The organism is Pectobacterium polonicum (genome assembly GCF_005497185.1).
Taxonomy (GTDB): Bacteria; Pseudomonadota; Gammaproteobacteria; order Enterobacterales; family Enterobacteriaceae; genus Pectobacterium; species Pectobacterium polonicum.
This window is the reverse complement of the sequence record NZ_RJTN01000016.1, coordinates 1-17,824: the sequence shown is the minus strand read 5'-3', so window position 1 is coordinate 17,824 and position 17,824 is coordinate 1. Positions and strand designations below refer to the sequence as shown.

Genomic DNA, 17,824 nt, shown 5'->3' with positions numbered 1-17,824 from the left:
TAAGGAGTGACAGTATGAGCGATCATGAAGCAGGACATAAATTTTTAGCCCGATTGGGGAAAAAACGTTTGCGCCCCGGCGGCAGAAAGGCAACTGAATGGCTGCTCAGTCAGGCCGGGTTCCGGCAGGACAGCGTAGTATTAGAAGTCGCCTGCAATATGGGCACTACGGCGATGGAAATTGCACGTCGATTTGGCTGTCAGGTTATCGGCGCGGATATGGATAAAGTCGCGCTACAGAAGGCGCAGGAAAATGTGGCAGCGAACGGTCTGGCTTCGCAGGTCACGATTATGCAGGCGAATGCGCTGGAACTGCCGTTTCCCGATAATCACTTTGACGTAGTGATTAATGAAGCCATGCTGACGATGTATGCCGACAAGGCCAAGAGCCGCATTATTGCCGAATACTATCGCGTGCTGAAGCCAGGCGGTCGTCTGATTACCCACGATATCATGCTGCTTTCCGAGAAAGATACCGGGGCATTGCAGGCGGTGGAACAGATGCATAAAGCGATTAACGTACATGCACAGCCGATGCTGCGTGAACGCTGGGTGACGCTGTTTCAAGAATGTGGTTTTAGCAAGGTTAACTATGATAACGGCGCGATGACGCTGCTGACGCCACAAGGGCTGATTTATGATGAAGGCGTAGCGGGTGCGGCGCGTATCGTAAAAAATGCGCTGAAAAAAGAAAACCGCAGCATGTTCTTCAACATGTTTCATACCTTCCGCCGCAATCGGAACCAGCTCAACTATATTGCGGTATGCAGTACCAAGTAATGGTCGTATCCATTTTGACCGCGGAGCGGTAGCAAGGAAAAAGCGTGTAAGGCAGGCAAAATCGTTTACCATACATGACTATACTTAACTACCGCCGGGTGATATCCCGCTAAAGCACGCGATGCCGTTACCTCACTACAGCCAGCTAAAACAACAGCAGTGCAGACGCGATCGTCGGAGTCTGGCACTGCTGTTGGCGTTTCTCGTGCTCACGCTGGTTATCAGCCTGTGCGCCGGGGAACGCTGGATTTGGCCGACAGCCTGGCTGGATGACGCACAGCAGCTCTTTGTCTGGCAACTGCGTTTGCCCAGAACGCTGGCCGTCATGCTGGTGGGGGCCAGTCTGGCGATGTCAGGCACCGTGATGCAGGCCGTCTTTGATAATCCGCTGGCGGAACCGGGATTACTGGGCGTAGCGAACGGTGCCGGCGTAGCCTTAGTGTTGACGGTGTTGCTGGGACAGGGACTGCTGCCCGTCTGGGTGTTAAGCCTGAGTGCTATCGCTGGTGCGTTGCTGATCACCTTTCTATTACTCCATTTTGCCCGCCGTCATATTTCCAATACCCGTTTATTACTCATTGGCATTGCGCTTGGGATTATCTGTAGCGCGGTGATGACCTGGGCGGTCTATTTCAGTACCAGCCTCGACTTACGCCAACTGATGTACTGGATGATGGGCGGCTTTAGCGGTATTGACTGGCGACACGGCTGGCTAATGTTGACGCTATTGCCGCTGCTATTGTGGTTGAGCCGTCAGGGCGCGGTGTTGAATGGACTGACGCTGGGTGAGATTCAGGCGCGCCAATTGGGTATCCCAGTTTACCGCTGGCGGACAATTCTCGTGCTGGTCATGGGCGTACAGGTCGGCCTGAGCGTGGCGCTGGCCGGTATCATCGCGTTTATTGGATTGGTGATTCCGCACATGTTGCGATTGTGTGGATTGACCGATCAGCGTTATTTATTGACCGGATGTGCGCTAGCCGGTGGTGGTATTCTGCTGCTGGCGGATACGGTTGCGCGCGTGGCGCTGAATTCAGCCGAGTTGCCGATAGGCGTGGTTACCGCTACGCTGGGATCGCCATGGTTTATCTGGCTGTTATTACGTAATCGACTGTAGCGAGATGTCTTGTTTTACCAACTCTTGTTTTATTACTGAAGGGAGCAAAACGATGAGCACTGAAATCTATGCCATTCCGCTGACCACCATCGACGGGAAAGCGACAACGTTTGAAGCGTTTAAAGGGCAGGTGGCTTTAGTCGTCAACGTCGCCTCTCAATGCGGCCTGACTAAACAATACGACGCGTTGGAAAAACTCTACGAAACCTATCGCGACAAAGGTCTGGTCGTGCTGGGATTCCCCTCCAATGAATTTGCAGGGCAGGAACCAGGCTCGGAAGAAGAAATTCAGGAATTCTGCCGTGGGACATTTGGCGTTCAGTTCCCGATGTTCAGCAAAATTGAAGTGAATGGTGAGAACCGCCACCCGCTGTACCAGTTATTGATTCGTCAGCAACCGGAAGCCAATGGAACCTGGAAAAGTGACTTTTTTGCGCGTTTGGTCAATAAAGGCCGTAAACCCAAGAATCCAGAAGACATCCTGTGGAATTTCGAAAAATTCCTGGTGGATCGCGAAGGGCGCGTGATTGATCGCTTTGCGCCGGATATGGCTCCTGACCATGACACCATCGTGAAAGCGATCGACGCGGCGTTGGCAAAATAATTGACGCAGCAGACTTCCCCGGTATTGCAGTTGCGGCAGGCCAGTGTCTTGCCGCGTTTGTCACCAACGACTGCGGAATTTCATCGCGGTGAACTGCTGCACATCATTGGCCCAAACGGTGCAGGAAAGAGCACGTTGCTGGCAAGGGCGGCGGGTTTGCTGGCAGGAGAAGGTGACGTGTTGCTGGCTGGTACGCCGCTGTCGCAGTATACGGCAGCGGATTTAGCCGTGCGGCGTGCCTATCTGGCGCAGCAGCAACCGCCGCTGGCGTTGATGCCGGTATTTCAGTATTGGCAATTGCATCAACCACCACTGGCGCAGGAATACGCGGTTGAAAAGGTGGTGCACTCTCTGGCGGAACGCCTGATGTTAACCGACAAGCTGGCGCGTCCGCTCACTCAACTATCGGGCGGTGAGTGGCAGCGTGTTCGGCTGGCTGCGGCGCTATTGCAGGTTTGGCCGACGATCAACCCGCACGCGCGTCTGCTGCTGCTGGATGAACCGACCAACAGTCTGGATGTGGCGCAGCAGGTGGCGCTGGATGCGTTACTGAGTGAACTCTGTCGCTTGGGGATTGCCATCGTGGTTTGCGCACACGATCTCAACCACAGCGCCCACCATGCGGATCGCGTCTGGCTGTTGTCAGCAGGCGTTTTGGTGGCACAGGGCGAAACGGCGAATGTCATGCTGCCGGAGGTGCTGTCTCCTGTATTCGGTGTCGCGTTTCAGCGGCACGTGGTCGATGGCAGAAACTGGATTATCACGCGCAGCGCCTGACTGCTGCCGTAAGAGAATCTGCGTCGCCAGAAAATGGGAAAAATCACCTTTACTTGCCAGCAACCCTGATTAAACGCTAAATTAATCCAATACCTAGCATTTTCAGACGCCAGAGGTTTATGGCCTCGGCGGTTTTATGGTAATCGCGCATGATACCTTTACGACAAGGGTTGACTTTACAATACAGAGTGACTCTACGATATGCTTTGCTCCTCGCCAGCCTGATTTTGGTTGGCTGTAGCAGTAGTCGGCATAATAATCCGCCGCCGAATGCGCGTCTGAGTGATTCGATCATGGTGATGGTGCAGCTAAACGATCAACTGGGGCAATGGTACAGAACGCCTTACCGCTATGGCGGCCTGGATCGTAACGGCATCGATTGCTCCGGTTTCGTCTACCTAACGTTTCGCGATAAGTTTGGTATGCAATTACCACGTACCACAGAAGAGCAAACCGAGCTGGGTGAGCGCATTGACCGTGATAATTTGCTGCCGGGCGATTTGGTCTTTTTCAAAACGGGCAGCGGCAGTAGCGGGCTGCACGTCGGTATTTATGACAAAGATGACCAGTTTATTCACGCGTCCACCAGCCAAGGCGTCATCCGCTCGTCGCTGGATAACGTGTACTGGAAACGGGCGTACTGGCAGGCCCGCCGTATCTAATTTTCCTTCCTTATTTTGTTGACGGCACGGAGCTACCCACTTATGTCCTCTCTGCGTTTACTCATCTCTGACTCTTACGATCCCTGGTTTAATCTGGCCGTTGAGGAGTGCATCTTTCGTCAGATGCCCACCACACAGCGGGTGCTGTTTTTGTGGAGGAATGCGGAAACGGTGGTCATTGGCCGCGCCCAGAACCCGTGGAAAGAGTGCAATACGCGGCGGATGGAAGAGGACGGCATCAAGCTGGCACGGCGCAGCAGCGGCGGTGGGGCGGTCTTTCACGATCTCGGTAATACCTGCTTTACCTTTATGGCCGGTAAGCCGGAATACGATAAAAGCGTCTCAACGCAGATTGTTCTGGATGCACTCAGTGCGCTTGGGTTAAAAGCCAGTGCGTCTGGGCGTAACGATCTGGTGGTAGAAACGGCTGATGGCGTGCGCAAGGTATCCGGCTCTGCCTATCGTGAAACCAAAGATCGTGGTTTTCATCACGGTACGCTACTGCTGAACGCAGATCTCAATCGTTTAGCAGACTATTTGAACCCGGATATTAAAAAATTACAGGCGAAAGGGATTACGTCCGTGCGTTCCCGCGTCGCCAATCTGGTGGAATTACTGCCTTCTGTCGATCATTTGGTCATTTGCCAAGCCGTGACGCAGTCCTTCTTTGATTATTTTGGCGAACAGTGCGAACCGGAAATTATCTCGCCTTCTGCCCACCCAGATTTACCGGGATTCAGTGAACAATTTGCGCGTCAAAGTAGCTGGGAATGGAATTTCGGTCAGGCACCGGATTTCTCGCACTTGCTCGATAACCGGTTTACCTGGGGCGGCGTTGAATTACATTTCGATGTGGAACGCGGTGTGATTGTTCGGGCGCAGATTTATACCGATAGCCTGAATCCGGCGCCATTAGAAGCACTGGCGTCCGCATTACAGGGAACAGCATATCGCCCGGAAGCCTTGGCAGCCGCGTGTCAGGAACTGATGGCTCCCTTCCCTGAACAGCAAAACGAACTACAGGAACTGGCTGATTGGCTGGCGCAAAGTTTGCGTTAATGCGATACAACGGTGGTCCTCGAAAGAGGATACAACCTGGGGGATCGTCATATCATATGCGATAAAGCCATCGAGTTATCCAAACCGCGTACCAGTACAGACTTGGAAGGTTGACTCGATAAGGACGTGCTGGAGCGGTGAAGATGAGCCGTTTTATTGTCACGTTCGGTGATCGCTTGAGCGATCACCCTGGACGATAGTAATTATTTAATTAACACTTGCCGATAATGTCGCTGACCCAGACCGTTACGGTATTCATTTCTGGAGTATCATGGTATTCAAGGGTTTCTGTGAGTAATAATTTATTATCCTTAGTAATTAACCATTGCTCCAACGTGGTCATGCCTAATGCTGTACTGTTTCCCACAAATGCATTTTTAGCAACAACGTCATACCCTATAGTCATATCAAAAGCGGATGAATTATCCTGTTTTATCTTGACCTTATCGCCAGTAATATCAATGTAAACGTTTCCTTTGCTCGCTCTGCTATTTTCTATAAATTGATATTTTGATCCATGCGATGCGGTATAACCTTTAAAGTCACCATTTGCAATCCAGCATTGCGCATAGGAGGACATAGAGAGCAACATCGAACATACAAATAAAAATCCTTTCATAATTAATTCCTTAGGTTATGTAAACTCGATGGCATTATATATAAAATAATTTAATTAGTAAGGTTATTAAATGGAAAATCAACCAGTTAATTCATGGATTAATACGGCATAATCCGTTCTCTCAAATACCCCATCTGCAATTTTTCTACTTTTTCTCATTTCTAGAGAGATCAATTTCAGCAGAGGTCTAACCTTATCCTGCACTTTGCCATAGATATCAGGCATAGAGACGGTTGCGCTGCGCGACGACATCACAGAAAAACGCTTTTCGTGCGGTATGCGAGCAAGCGCGGTGGATTTGGCTATAATAATAACGTAATGTGATTATTATTTGTTTTGTGTAGTACAGGATCATGCGCATCCATCTTGCTGTTGATTACACCAGTGATTACGTTTTTTGGCCGATATTTAGGCTGGATGGAACGTTGCTGGCTGTTGAAATGATCAGCCATTTTAACGGTCTTGCGGGTAAATTGAGTATGCCTGCCGATCTTCTTCTCATGCAGTTAAGCCCGCGACAACAATATGATTTTATTCATGAGCAGCTTCTTTTTATCAAAGAAAAATCCGCATGGTTTATCGATAATCACATCCAACTGGTGTTGAAGGTAGGGCGGCAGATAACAGAGATGTTAATTAAATCCGACGTACTGCGTGGTGAAATCAAACACCTCAATTTTGTTTTGTTGGAAATTAATGAGCTTTTCCCACAGCTATCACAGGGAAAAGAAAACGCTGCACTACTGAACCTGAGTCAATCCGTTCCTTTGTGGTTGGATAATTTTGGCTCTGGAAAGGCCACGTTGAAACCTTTGCACGATGGGCTAGTGCGCGGTGTGAAGTTGGATCGTCAGTTTATCGGGCAGCTTTTATCGCGGCCGACCAATACGCTGATGATGGAGCCGTTATTACGGACGATTAAAAACAGCTATTCAGGCATCAGTATTATCGCCAAGGACATTAATAATATGGCGATTTTGAATAAAATTGGCCAACTGAATGTTGATGCCGTTCAAGGACAGATGTGGCCTGCGGTGCATTTCGAACGGCTTGAGCAGCGCACGTCGCTTATCGGCTAATTCAATAACCTTGTTGCTTTCGGGAGTGAGGGTTCTTTCCTGAATGTGAGTGATGGAAATAATACCCCTGTGTTTCCTCCGTGTTAATTTCACTGCCATCCCTCTACACTTTCTGCCTACCCGTTAGTCGTTGTGTGGTGAGCGTGTGGCTCTCTTCACCTGAACAGGGTGGTATTAGGGAGACAGGATGCAGCAAACACCGTTATTTAAAAATCACTACTTTCATCAGTTGCCGGGGTTCTATACCGCGCTACAGCCGACGCCGTTGCAGGGGGCTCGTCTGCTTTATCACAGCGAAGGTCTGGCTACTGAGCTTGGTTTATCTCCCGACTGGTTTACGTCAGAACAGGATGGCATCTGGAGTGGAGCGCGTTTACTGCCGGGAATGGCGCCGTTGGCGCAGGTGTATAGCGGCCATCAGTTTGGCATGTGGACCGGTCAACTGGGCGACGGGCGTGGCATCTTGCTGGGGGAACAACAGCTGGCGGATGGCCGCAGTATGGACTGGCACCTCAAAGGTGCGGGGCTAACACCGTATTCACGCATGGGCGATGGTCGTGCCGTACTACGTTCGGTGATACGTGAATTTCTGGCTTCGGAAGCGATGCACCATCTGGGGATTCCCACCACGCGGGCGCTAACGATTGTTACCAGCGAACATCCGGTGCAGCGTGAGCAGGAAGAAAAGGGCGCAATGCTGCTGCGCGTGGCGGAAAGCCATGTGCGTTTCGGCCATTTTGAACACTTCTACTACCGTCGTGAACCGGAAAAAGTGCGTCAGTTAGTGGAGTATGTGATTGCTCGTCATTGGCCGCAGTGGGAGAACGACGAGCGTCGTTATGAACTGTGGTTCGGCGATGTAGTAGAACGTACCGCTCGGCTGATTACACATTGGCAGGCGGTTGGATTTGCGCACGGTGTCATGAATACGGACAACATGTCGATTTTGGGATTGACCATCGACTATGGCCCTTATGGTTTTTTAGATGCCTACCAGCCGGGCTTCATTTGTAATCACTCCGACCACCGCGGTCGCTACGCGTTTGATAATCAGCCAGCGGTTGGGCTGTGGAACCTGCATCGTCTGGCGCAGGCACTCTCTGGGCTGATGGATACCGATACGCTAGAACGCGCGCTTGCGCGCTATGAACCGGCGCTGATGCAGCACTATGGCACCCTGATGCGCGCCAAACTGGGCTTATTTACCGCGAGTTCTGAAGATAATGACGTGCTGGTCGGGCTGTTGCGTTTGATGCAGCAGGAAGGCAGCGATTACACCCGCACGTTCCGCCTGCTGGCAGATAGTGAGAAGCAGGCATCGCGCTCGCCGCTCCGTGATGAGTTCATCGACAGAACGGCATTCGACAGTTGGTTTGCGACCTATCGCCAGAGGCTGATGCAGGAAGAGCAGGGCGATGAGGAACGCCGTCGGTTGATGAATACGACGAACCCGAAATATATTCTGCGTAATTATCTGGCGCAAATGGCGATTGAACGGGCGGAAAGTGACGACATCAGCGTGCTGGCTCGTTTGCATCAGGCTCTGTGTCGACCGTTTGATGAACAGTCGGATAACCATGATTTGGCAGCGTTACCGCCAGAGTGGGGTAAGCATCTGGAGATATCCTGCTCCAGCTAAGCCAGAGCAGGCATACAGGCTATTGCCGCAGATAAACCTGCGGAATGGCGTAGTCAGGATGTGAACCTACGCTAAGATCGGCACGATACCAGTGCGCCAGCGTCTCTGCCTGTAGTACGTGGGTAGGCGATCCTTGTGCGACCAGTTTGCCTTCGTGCAGCAGCAGAATGCGGTCGGCATACAGCGCCGCCAGATTCAGGTCGTGCAGAACACAGCACACGGCTAGCGGTTGTTCACGCGTGAGTTGCTTGAGCAGCCGTAAGAGGTGCTGCTGATGGTACAGATCCAGCGCCGAGGTTGGTTCATCGAGAAATAACCAGCCCGGCGTCGGTTCTGGATGCCACAGCTGCGCCAGCACGCGAGCCAATTGCACTCGCTGCTGCTCTCCGCCGGAAAGATGGCGATAGTCGCGTGTTGCCAGTTCCAGGCAGCCCGTTTGCGCCATGACCTGTTGAACCACGTCATCATTTTTCGGGTAACGCCCATGAGGAGAACGTCCCATTGCGACGACATCCTGTACGCTAAACGCAAACGCCATGCCGCTATACTGACGCATCACCGCACGCGTTTTTGCCAGTGCGCCGGGCTGCCAGTGCGAAAAGGGTTGTCCGGCTAACAGACACTCGCCTTCATCGGGTGTCAGATAACCGGTCAGTAAGCGGAGCAGGGTAGATTTCCCCGCGCCGTTAGGACCAATAATCGCCACGATTTCCCCACAATTTAGTTCCAGAGAAACATCATCGGTCAGATAGCGCCCGTTGGTCTGAAAGCGCAAATTGTGGGCGGATAAGGTCCGGTCGAGCGCTGAGTCAGTCATTGCCGCGTCCTTTATGCTGAACGATCAGCCATAAGAAATAAGGGCCGCCAATCAGGCTGCTTAATAACCCAACGGGCATTTCCGCCGGAGAAAGCAGCGTGCGTGCCAGCGTATCGGCAAACAACAGCAAACAGGCACCGCCGAGTATAGATCCAGGAAGGAGCCAGCGATGATCGGCACCCAGATGCATGCGCATCAGGTGTGGGATGATAAGCCCGATAAACCCGATTACGCCGCTCACCGCCACCGCCACACCAACCAGCAGCGAACTCAGCAACAAGAGCGTGTATTTAGTGCGCTTCACGTTAACGCCGAGGTAGTGCGCTTCTTCATCTCCTAACTGCAATAGGTTCAGACGACGCGCATAATATAAGGTGGCGATCATCGCGGGAATGGCTAGTGTGCTGGCGACGAGCAGCATGGGCCACTGCGCTTGTCCGAGACTCCCCATACCCCACAGTGAAAACTGCCGCAACTGCTGATCGGTACTGAGGTAGGTCAAGACGCCGATGAGGGCAAGACACAACGCATTGAGCGCGATACCCGCCAGCAATAGCCGTGTTAATCCACCCTGTTCGGAACGGCTGAGGATGAAGATGATGGCAGTAATCGCCAAACTCCCGGCAAAGGCGGCGAACATCGGGCCATAAAGCGCTAACAGCGGAGGCAAACCAAGCGGCAGTACGATGGTCAGTGCGACGCAGAGCGCGGCACCGCTGCTGATCCCCAAAAGGCCAGGATCGGCGAGCGGATTACGAAACAGCCCTTGCATAATCGCGCCGGAACAGGCCAGCGCCCCGCCGACGAGTATCGCCAGCAGTACGCGGGGAACGCGGATATTCAGCCAGATATGCCAAATCGGATCGTCAAACGGCGTTTGCCAGAGCATGTTTAGCGACAGGCTTAACGCGCCCATGTTGGCGGCACCCACCATCAGTGCCACCATCAGCAACAGCAGCGCGATCAACCAAGAGCGCGGATGAAACCGTGACGTCATTTTATCGCTTCGGCTGTCTGACGCAGCGTTGCCATCAGCGCCGGGGTTTCGAGCGTAAAGCCGAGCATCGCCATGTCATCGACGACTAACAAACGCTTGTTTTTACCGGCTGGGGTCAGTTCCAGACCAGGTAATTTCCAGACCTGTGCGTCGCCGCCCAGCGTTTTCAGTCCCTGACTGGAGATCATAATCAGATCCGGCGCGCTGGCAATCACACCTTCCTGCGACAGTGGCTGGTAGCGCTCAACGTTTTGCATGGCATTTTTCAGACCCGCGCCGCGGATAATGGTGTCTGGCGGGGTGTTTTTACCCGCGGCCAGCGCAGTCATACCGCCGTGGCTGAGAATGAAGAGCACGTTAACCGGCAGCGGCGACGTTTTTACTGCCGCCAATTTCTGCTGATAGGCTTCCGTCAGTTTTTTACCTTCAGTCTCTTTTCCTAGCGTCTGAGCGATAGCACTGATTTTCTTCGGCACGGCATCCAGCGACGGCTCGGCGGTCACATGAACCACTTTGGTGCCGCTGTCCGCAACCTGCTGTAAAGTCAGCGAGGGCTGAGACAGATCGCTGGCAACAACCAGAGAAGGTTTCATTGCCAAAATACCCTCGGTATTGAGGTGACGCATGTACCCTACATCAGGCAGTTTCTTCACGGCTTCTGGGTGCAGACTGGTGCTGTCGCGTGCAACTAAATCTTTCTCTGCGCCGAGCGCGTAGATGATTTCCGTGACGTCGCCGCCGATAGAAACGACACGTTCGGCAGCAGACACCCCCAACGGGAGTGTCAATAACAGAGGGAATAACCAGTTTTTCATGCGGCAAGATCCTTACGCGGTTTCAGGGCATCGACCTGGTCGCGCCACTGTTGTTGTTCCGGCGTGCCTTCGGTACGTTGTCCAAAGAGTTGTGCAATTTGAGAGCCGTCTGCGGCGTAGAGTTCCAGGCTGGTCACGATACCGTCGACCGTTGGTTTACGCGTGATCCAACTTTCAGCAATCGCGCCTTCGATCAGGTGCAGCGTGAAATCTTTATTAAAGATATTGATCCATTCCGCGTGTTGCTCCATGCGCTCTACACGCTCAAGCGTACCCGTGAAGATTTGCACGCAGCCACGGTTACCGACAAATACCATGATTTCGTTCTGATCTTCACGTGCGGCAAACAGAATCTGTGACAGGGCGTCGTTTTCTACACGGTAGGCCAAATCGTCAGCGACCGAGTTAAACGCCTGCTGACGTGTCAGATTGTAACGCTTGAGCAGGATGAAGAAATCATGTACGTCCGTCATCGCACGCCAGTCTGCTTCAAACTGAGGATTATGGGCAACGACCTGCTCGGCTGCGGCGTTATTACTTGCTGGACGAAGTGCTAATGCTGGGTTTTCGCTGCTGGTAAATTTCTCAACGAATAGCTGCCAGGCGGCCATGTCGGTGGTGTCGGTCGTATAGACCTTCAGAATGGCATCACCCTGATGATCGAAGAATTGAATGCTCTGGCGTTCACCGCGAGCGGTGTTTTCACGCAGTTCAAAGGCTGAAGCCCACTGAGAAAGGAACAAACGCAGGTCCAATTCGCGTGGATTGAGGATAAGACCGGCATGCCCATCCAGCGTCTGATTTTGATAGTAGCCAGTATGTTCATGCACGGCGTACTCGTTGCGGGTGATCGACTTGGTATTACCAACCTGCTCCAGTGCACTGAGCCACACTTTGGCGTCACCCTGTAGGCGCTGCGCATCGTGTCCAACACGGGCGTGCGTCAGCTCCGCTTCGCTGATGCCGAGTAGCGCAGCGAGATCGCGTGCGTATTTACGCGGATGTTCAACTTTAGCCTGGAGGTATTGTTGGTAAATGGACGTCTGCATCGGGTTCCCTTAATCGTTGTCGTAGAGATTATAGCAATGAATGAGAATCATTTTCATGTAACAAAAACGCAACCTCAAGTGAAGTTTTCTTAATAAGTGGAATAAGAGGAATCGTAAGAGGTATTTACGTGCTGCGAGATAGCGAGATGGGCGGGGGAAAGCAGGAAAATGGCTGACACACTACCGGGGACGGTGTGTGCCAGCGCGTATTGCGTTAAAAACGACAGTCGACGGCGCTTGCCAAACGCGCCAGCAGCGTTTCGGTGTCCTGCCAACTGAGGCACGGATCGGTAATGGATTGTCCATACGTCAATGCCAGAGGGTTAATGGCGGACTGGTTCCCTTCGATTAAGAAACTTTCCGCCATGATGCCCGCGATAGCGCGCGATCCTGCGCGGATTTGCTGGCAGATGTCATCGGCGACGTCGAGCTGACGACGATGTTGTTTCTGACAGTTAGCATGGCTGAAATCGATCACCAGATGCTCAGGCAGAGAAAACTCGCTGAGATGCGCACAGGCGGCGGCGATATCTTCCGCATGGTAATTCGGCTTTTTCCCGCCACGCATAATAATGTGGCCAAACGGATTACCCTGGGTCTTGTAGACGGACATGAAACCCTGCTTATCCGGCGAGAGAAACATGTGCTGGGCGCGCGCGGCACGGATCGCATCGACGGCGATACGCGTATTGCCGTCTGTCCCGTTTTTGAAGCCGACAGGGCAAGACAGCGCCGAGGCCATTTCACGGTGGATTTGGCTTTCGGTGGTTCTCGCGCCAATGGCACCCCAGCTAACCAGGTCGGCAATATATTGACCGGTGACCATATCGAGGAATTCCGTCGCGGTCGGCAGTCCAAGCTGGTTGATGTCCAGCAGCAGGCGGCGGGCAATCTCCAGACCTTCGTTCACCTTAAACGTACCATTAAGCGAGGGATCGGAAATCAGCCCCTTCCAACCCACGACCGTGCGTGGTTTTTCAAAGTAGGTGCGCATGACGATTTCCAACCGATCCTGATACTGCGTGCGTAGCGCAGCCAGACGGCGTGCATAGTCTAATGCGCTGTCGGTGTCATGGATTGAACACGGGCCAATCACGACGAGTAAACGGGCATCGTGGCCGGAGAGAATAGCTTCAATTTTCTTGCGTGATGAGGTGACATTTTCGGCAACGGCAGGGGTAATCGGGAGTCTGGAAAGTAACGTTTGGGGCGTAACCAGACTCTCGATGCGCGCGCTCCGCAGTTCATCTGTTTGTAGCATGTTTTGTCTCTAAATACGGTCAAGTCGAAAATCGGTTGTCATCGAAAAAACGTGGATATGGCAGTATTTTCAGGCAATGTTTCCGACTAAATGGGTTGCTTCGCAGCGGCGAAATGCCGGGAAGTGATGGTGCACACAATAAACGAAATGGCACACATTACAACCGTATCAGGACAAAAAATCTATCATGTACTAGTACATTCTTCGACTCATGCCGAGAATGTCGATGATTTTGGCGGAAATTTCCTCAACGGAATAATTGGTGGTGTTGAGATATTTAATCTGATGCTTGCGAAATAGAGCTTCAACTTCACTGAGTTCCATACGGCATTGGCGCAGCGAGGCGTAGCGACTGTTGCCCCGACGCTCTTCCCGAATGGCCGCCAGCCGTTCGGCATCAATGGTGAGCCCAAATAGTTTGTGCTGGAAGGGTTTCAGCGCATCTGGCAGGCGCAGGTTGTCCATATCATCGGCAATAAAAGGATAGTTGGCGGCGCGGATACCGAACTGCATCGCCAGATACAGGCTGGTCGGCGTTTTACCACAGCGTGACACACCCAGCAAAATAACCTGAGCCTGATCGAGGTTGCGCAGAGAAATGCCGTCATCGTGCGCTAGCGTATAGTCGATAGCCGCGATACGCGCGTCGTATTTGCCTAGGTTATTGGCTGTCAAACCGTGAGTGCGGTTGGCAACGGGCGTCGGAGGAGTATTTAATTCTTCCTGCAAGGGCGCAACCAGCGCTTGTACAATATCCTGACAAAACCCGTCGCTGCTGGTAATAATGTTACGAACGGTGGGGGTGACGATGGAATAAAACACCAGTGGGCGAACACCGGTTTGCTGATACAACGTATTGATTTGTTCACACACGGCTTTAGCGCGGGCTTCACTTTCAACGAAGGGTAAGGTATAGCTAACCGTGTTAACGGGGAATTGGGATAAGACCGCATGACCCAATACTTCAGCCGTAATTGCCGTGCCGTCCGAGACATAAAATACGCTTCTTTCCACATAACCTCCTGATGATATTTCCGACAGTTCGAACACCTTAACCTCGTCAAAAATTGTGTTTTACGAATAGTTTTATTAAAACACCATTTCATTATCTTTATGATAAAGAATGCTAATCTTCTACGATATTGGATTTTTACTGCGTTAGGCAATCATTCGCCATGAAATCAGTTTTTTTTCATAGGTTGATCGATTCACCTGTCCATGTTCATCAAAACGCTATGCTAACCTGATTGCGTTGAGGCGATTCTCAACCGAACTCTTTCATACCCTAATTGTATGCAGAAAGGATTATTTTCGATGTCCAATAACGGCCCTGATTTGCGTAATGTCCTTTGGTATAACCAGCTCGGTATGCACGATGTTGAAAGGGTAGGGGGCAAAAATGCCTCTTTGGGTGAAATGATCACCAACCTTTCAGATTTGGGCGTAGCCGTTCCCAACGGTTTTGCGACAACGGCGCAGGCGTTTAATGATTTTCTTAATCAAAGCGGGATCAATCAGCGCATTTATGAGCTGCTCGATCGCACCGATATTGACGATCTGAGCCAATTGGCCAGCGCTGGCGCGCAGATTCGCCAGTGGATTATTGATACGCCGTTCCAGCCAGAACTGGAGAAGGCAATCAGTGATGCCTATCAGCAACTGGCTGATGGTGAAAAAGAGGCGTCATTTGCGGTGCGTTCTTCTGCCACGGCGGAAGATATGCCGGATGCGTCCTTTGCAGGCCAACAGGAAACCTTCCTGAACGTGCAGGGCATTGACGCGGTAATGGTCGCGGTGAAACACGTATTTGCGTCGCTGTTTAACGATCGCGCGATCTCCTATCGTGTACATCAGGGGTATGACCACCGTGGCGTGGCGCTGTCGGCGGGCGTACAACGTATGGTGCGCTCCGATCTGGCTTCCGCGGGGGTGATGTTTACCATTGATACCGAATCCGGTTTTGATCAGGTGGTGTTCATCACCTCGGCTTACGGTTTGGGTGAAATGGTGGTGCAAGGGGCGGTGAACCCAGACGAATTCTATGTTCATAAGCCGACCTTACAGAACAACAAGCCTGCGATCGTGCGCCGTAACATGGGATCGAAGAAAATCCGTATGGTTTATGCCGCGAGCCAGGAACATGGTAAGCAGGTGCGGATTGAAGATGTGCCGGCAGAACAAACGGCGCGTTTTAGTTTGACGGACGACGAAGTGCAGGCGCTGGCGCGTCAGGCACTGCTGATTGAGAAACACTATGGTCGTCCGATGGACATCGAGTGGGCGAAAGATGGTCACACGGGCAAACTCTATATCGTGCAGGCGCGTCCAGAAACGGTACGTTCCAACGGTCAGGTTATGGAGCGTTATCACCTGCCAGCCAGCGGCACGGTGCTGGTGGAAGGCCGCGCAATCGGCCACCGTATCGGCGCGGGTGAAGTCAAAGTGATTCAGGACATCAGCGAGATGCACCTGATCAATGCGGGCGACGTGCTGGTAACCGACATGACCGACCCGGACTGGGAACCGATCATGAAGAAAGCGGCGGCGATTGTTACCAATCGCGGCGGACGTACCTGCCACGCGGCGATTATCGCACGCGAGCTGGGCATCCCTGCCGTTGTGGGCTGCGGTGATGCGACCGAGCGTTTGCGCAAGGGGCAGAAAGTGACAGTGTCCTGTGCGGAAGGCGACACCGGTTATGTGTATCAGGATCTGCTGGACTTCTCCGTGAAGAGTTCACAGATTGATGAAATGCCTGAACTGCCGCTGAAAATCATGATGAACGTAGGTAACCCTGACCGCGCGTTTGATTTTGCCTGCCTGCCAAACGATGGCGTCGGTCTGGCGCGTCTGGAATTCATCATCAACCGCATGATTGGCGTGCATCCGCGTGCGCTGCTGGAATTCGATCAGCAAACCCCGGAGCTGCAACGTGAAATTAAAGCGCTGATGCAGGGCTTCGACGATCCGGTGGAATTCTACGTCGGTCGTCTGGTGGAAGGGATCGCGACGCTGGCAGCGGCATTCGCGCCGAAGCGCGTTATTGTCCGTTTGTCCGATTTTAAGTCGAACGAATACGCCAATCTGGTCGGCGGTGAGCGCTATGAGCCGGAAGAAGAAAACCCGATGCTGGGCTTCCGCGGTGCGGGTCGCTATGTGTCGCCGGACTTCAAAGCCTGTTTTGCGCTGGAATGTGAAGCGGTCAAACGCGTGCGTAACGTGATGGGTCTGAAGAACGTCGAGATCATGATCCCGTTCGTTCGTACCGTGGCGCAAGCGGAAGCGGTGATTGCCGAACTGGCGAGTCAGGGGCTGCGCCGTGGCGAAGACGGCCTGAAAATCATCATGATGTGCGAAATTCCGTCCAATGCGCTGTTGGCCGATGAATTCCTGCAACACTTTGATGGTTTCTCCATCGGTTCAAACGACATGACGCAGCTCGCGTTGGGTCTGGATCGTGACTCCGGCGTGGTGTCATCACTGTTCGACGAACGTAACGATGCGGTGAAGGCGCTGCTGTCGATGGCAATTAAGGCTGCCAAAAAGCAGGGTAAATATGTCGGTATTTGCGGTCAAGGCCCGTCAGATCATGAAGATTTCGCGATCTGGCTGATGGAGCAGGGCATCGATAGCCTGTCGCTTAACCCAGATACCGTGGTGCAAACCTGGCTAAATCTGGCGGAGCACAAGTAGTCCGTACTGTGGATGCCATGACGCTCGGTAGTTAGCGGGCGTCACGGTCGCCAGCGATGTCAGATTTTAGATACCGTCTTGCCAGCTATCTGGCAAGACATATCTCAGCATCGAACGGACGACCCGATTTCAGCACCCCGTAAGCCAGTTGCAGCAGCTTTTTCATTGCTGCACACACCACCACTTTCCCTGACTTATTACGGGCATTCATCCGCTCTCTCAACGCAGCTACCGCCGGGTTATACTGCATCGCAACTATCGCTGGCATATACAGTGAGCGGCGCATTATGCTGTTACCCATCTTCGAGATCCGACTTTTTCCCTTCCACTGTCCTGACTCCTGCTGCATCGGATTCAGCCCTGTCCACGCCACCACCGCCTTACTGCTGCTGAACCTCGACATATCGCCCAGATACGCCAGCAGCGTACTGCTCAGCACACCTGCTATCCCGGGGATCGACTCCAGCAGTTTCCTGTTTTTCCTCAGCCCCGGGTCATTATCGATATGGTCGTTTATTGCCCGCCGTGTCTCTTCTGACTGGGCATCCAGCATGGCTATCACTTCGCTGATGGAAGGCTGCACCACTGCATCCGCTGTCTCCAGACGATTTTCTTCCATCTGCTTCATCTCCAGCAGATTATTCAGGCGGTTTACCAGAGCCCTGAGTTTTCTTTCATTCAGCGGGATCGGCTGCCATTCCACCGGAGAGTGCTGACCGCAATAGCGCGCTATCATACGTGCATCGCCTTTGTCCGTTTTGTTACGGCTCAGCTCGCTGCGACCGAAGGATTTAATACGCGCCGGATTTTCCACGCTGACGACATAACCCGCATCACTCAGGAAGGTGGCCAGCGGC

17 protein-coding genes are annotated in these 17,824 nt (G+C 52.6%); 9 read left to right on the top strand and 8 right to left on the bottom strand.

Annotation, left to right across the window (positions count from 1 at the left end; translation table 11 throughout):
- Window positions 1-14: 14 nt before the first annotated feature.
- The 6 genes from EDI29_RS15405 to EDI29_RS15380 all read left to right on the top strand — a co-directional run bounded on the left by EDI29_RS15405 (window position 15) and on the right by EDI29_RS15380 (window position 4,998).
- The gene (locus EDI29_RS15405) at window positions 15-779 is read left to right on the top strand and encodes a class I SAM-dependent methyltransferase (RefSeq protein ID WP_052901243.1); all 765 of its coding nucleotides are present in this window, start codon (window positions 15-17) and stop codon (window positions 777-779) included.
- 121 nt (window positions 780-900) lie between these two features.
- On the top strand, window positions 901-1,896 hold the full coding sequence (gene btuC / locus EDI29_RS15400; protein ID WP_137741597.1) for a vitamin B12 ABC transporter permease BtuC: 996 nt from the start codon (window positions 901-903) through the stop codon (window positions 1,894-1,896).
- A gap of 52 nt (window positions 1,897-1,948) precedes the next feature.
- Entirely contained in the window at window positions 1,949-2,500 is a 552-nt protein-coding gene (locus EDI29_RS15395) for a glutathione peroxidase (protein ID WP_137741596.1), read from the top strand.
- Window positions 2,501-3,277 (top strand): vitamin B12 ABC transporter ATP-binding protein BtuD, encoded by a 777-nt coding sequence (gene btuD, locus EDI29_RS15390; protein ID WP_137741595.1) that lies wholly within the window; start codon window positions 2,501-2,503, stop codon window positions 3,275-3,277. It abuts the gene before it with no gap.
- Between the two features lie 149 nt (window positions 3,278-3,426).
- Window positions 3,427-3,939 (top strand): NlpC/P60 family protein, encoded by a 513-nt coding sequence (locus EDI29_RS15385; protein WP_137741594.1) that lies wholly within the window; start codon window positions 3,427-3,429, stop codon window positions 3,937-3,939.
- A gap of 42 nt (window positions 3,940-3,981) precedes the next feature.
- On the top strand, window positions 3,982-4,998 hold the full coding sequence (locus EDI29_RS15380) for a lipoate--protein ligase (protein WP_137741593.1): 1,017 nt from the start codon (window positions 3,982-3,984) through the stop codon (window positions 4,996-4,998).
- 211 nt (window positions 4,999-5,209) lie between these two features.
- Here the strand turns inward: EDI29_RS15380 and EDI29_RS15375 are convergent, their stop codons facing one another.
- On the bottom strand, window positions 5,210-5,617 hold the full coding sequence (locus EDI29_RS15375) for a hypothetical protein (protein WP_137741592.1): 408 nt from the start codon (window positions 5,615-5,617) through the stop codon (window positions 5,210-5,212).
- Between the two features lie 353 nt (window positions 5,618-5,970).
- On the opposite strand from EDI29_RS15375, the gene EDI29_RS15370 reads away from it, so the two are divergent.
- On the top strand, window positions 5,971-6,696 hold the full coding sequence (locus EDI29_RS15370) for an EAL domain-containing protein (protein WP_137741591.1): 726 nt from the start codon (window positions 5,971-5,973) through the stop codon (window positions 6,694-6,696).
- Between the two features lie 187 nt (window positions 6,697-6,883).
- Window positions 6,884-8,335 (top strand): protein adenylyltransferase SelO, encoded by a 1,452-nt coding sequence (locus EDI29_RS15365; RefSeq protein WP_137741590.1) that lies wholly within the window; start codon window positions 6,884-6,886, stop codon window positions 8,333-8,335.
- 19 nt (window positions 8,336-8,354) lie between these two features.
- Here the strand turns inward: EDI29_RS15365 and EDI29_RS15360 are convergent, their stop codons facing one another.
- The 6 genes from EDI29_RS15360 to ppsR form a co-directional block, all read right to left on the bottom strand.
- Window positions 8,355-9,152: a heme ABC transporter ATP-binding protein gene (locus EDI29_RS15360; RefSeq protein ID WP_137741589.1), complete on the bottom strand. Its 798-nt coding sequence runs from the start codon at window positions 9,150-9,152 to the stop codon at window positions 8,355-8,357.
- Window positions 9,145-10,149, bottom strand: coding sequence for a FecCD family ABC transporter permease (locus EDI29_RS15355; RefSeq protein WP_137741588.1), 1,005 nt, complete (start codon window positions 10,147-10,149; stop codon window positions 9,145-9,147). The genes EDI29_RS15360 and EDI29_RS15355 overlap by 8 nt, the downstream gene beginning before the upstream one ends.
- Complete coding sequence (locus tag EDI29_RS15350; protein WP_137741587.1) at window positions 10,146-10,964, bottom strand: heme/hemin ABC transporter substrate-binding protein; 819 nt, start codon at window positions 10,962-10,964, stop codon at window positions 10,146-10,148. The genes EDI29_RS15355 and EDI29_RS15350 overlap by 4 nt, the downstream gene beginning before the upstream one ends.
- Window positions 10,961-12,013, bottom strand: coding sequence for a hemin-degrading factor (locus EDI29_RS15345; RefSeq protein ID WP_137741586.1), 1,053 nt, complete (start codon window positions 12,011-12,013; stop codon window positions 10,961-10,963). The genes EDI29_RS15350 and EDI29_RS15345 overlap by 4 nt, the downstream gene beginning before the upstream one ends.
- A 214-nt stretch (window positions 12,014-12,227) precedes the next feature.
- Window positions 12,228-13,274, bottom strand: a complete 1,047-nt coding sequence (locus EDI29_RS15340; protein ID WP_137741585.1) for a 3-deoxy-7-phosphoheptulonate synthase — start codon at window positions 13,272-13,274, stop codon at window positions 12,228-12,230.
- Between the two features lie 192 nt (window positions 13,275-13,466).
- Window positions 13,467-14,288 carry a posphoenolpyruvate synthetase regulatory kinase/phosphorylase PpsR gene (gene ppsR / locus EDI29_RS15335; RefSeq protein ID WP_137741584.1) on the bottom strand — a complete coding sequence of 274 codons (822 nt, stop codon included), beginning with the start codon at window positions 14,286-14,288 and terminating at the stop codon, window positions 13,467-13,469.
- 300 nt (window positions 14,289-14,588) lie between these two features.
- Between ppsR and ppsA the strand changes: the two genes are divergently transcribed.
- Window positions 14,589-16,967 carry a phosphoenolpyruvate synthase gene (gene ppsA / locus EDI29_RS15330; RefSeq protein ID WP_137741583.1) on the top strand — a complete coding sequence of 793 codons (2,379 nt, stop codon included), beginning with the start codon at window positions 14,589-14,591 and terminating at the stop codon, window positions 16,965-16,967.
- 85 nt (window positions 16,968-17,052) lie between these two features.
- Here ppsA and EDI29_RS15325 read toward each other — a convergent pair.
- Window positions 17,053-17,824 (bottom strand): IS110 family RNA-guided transposase (locus tag EDI29_RS15325; RefSeq protein WP_137741582.1); only part of this gene is annotated, 772 nt, incomplete at its 5' end.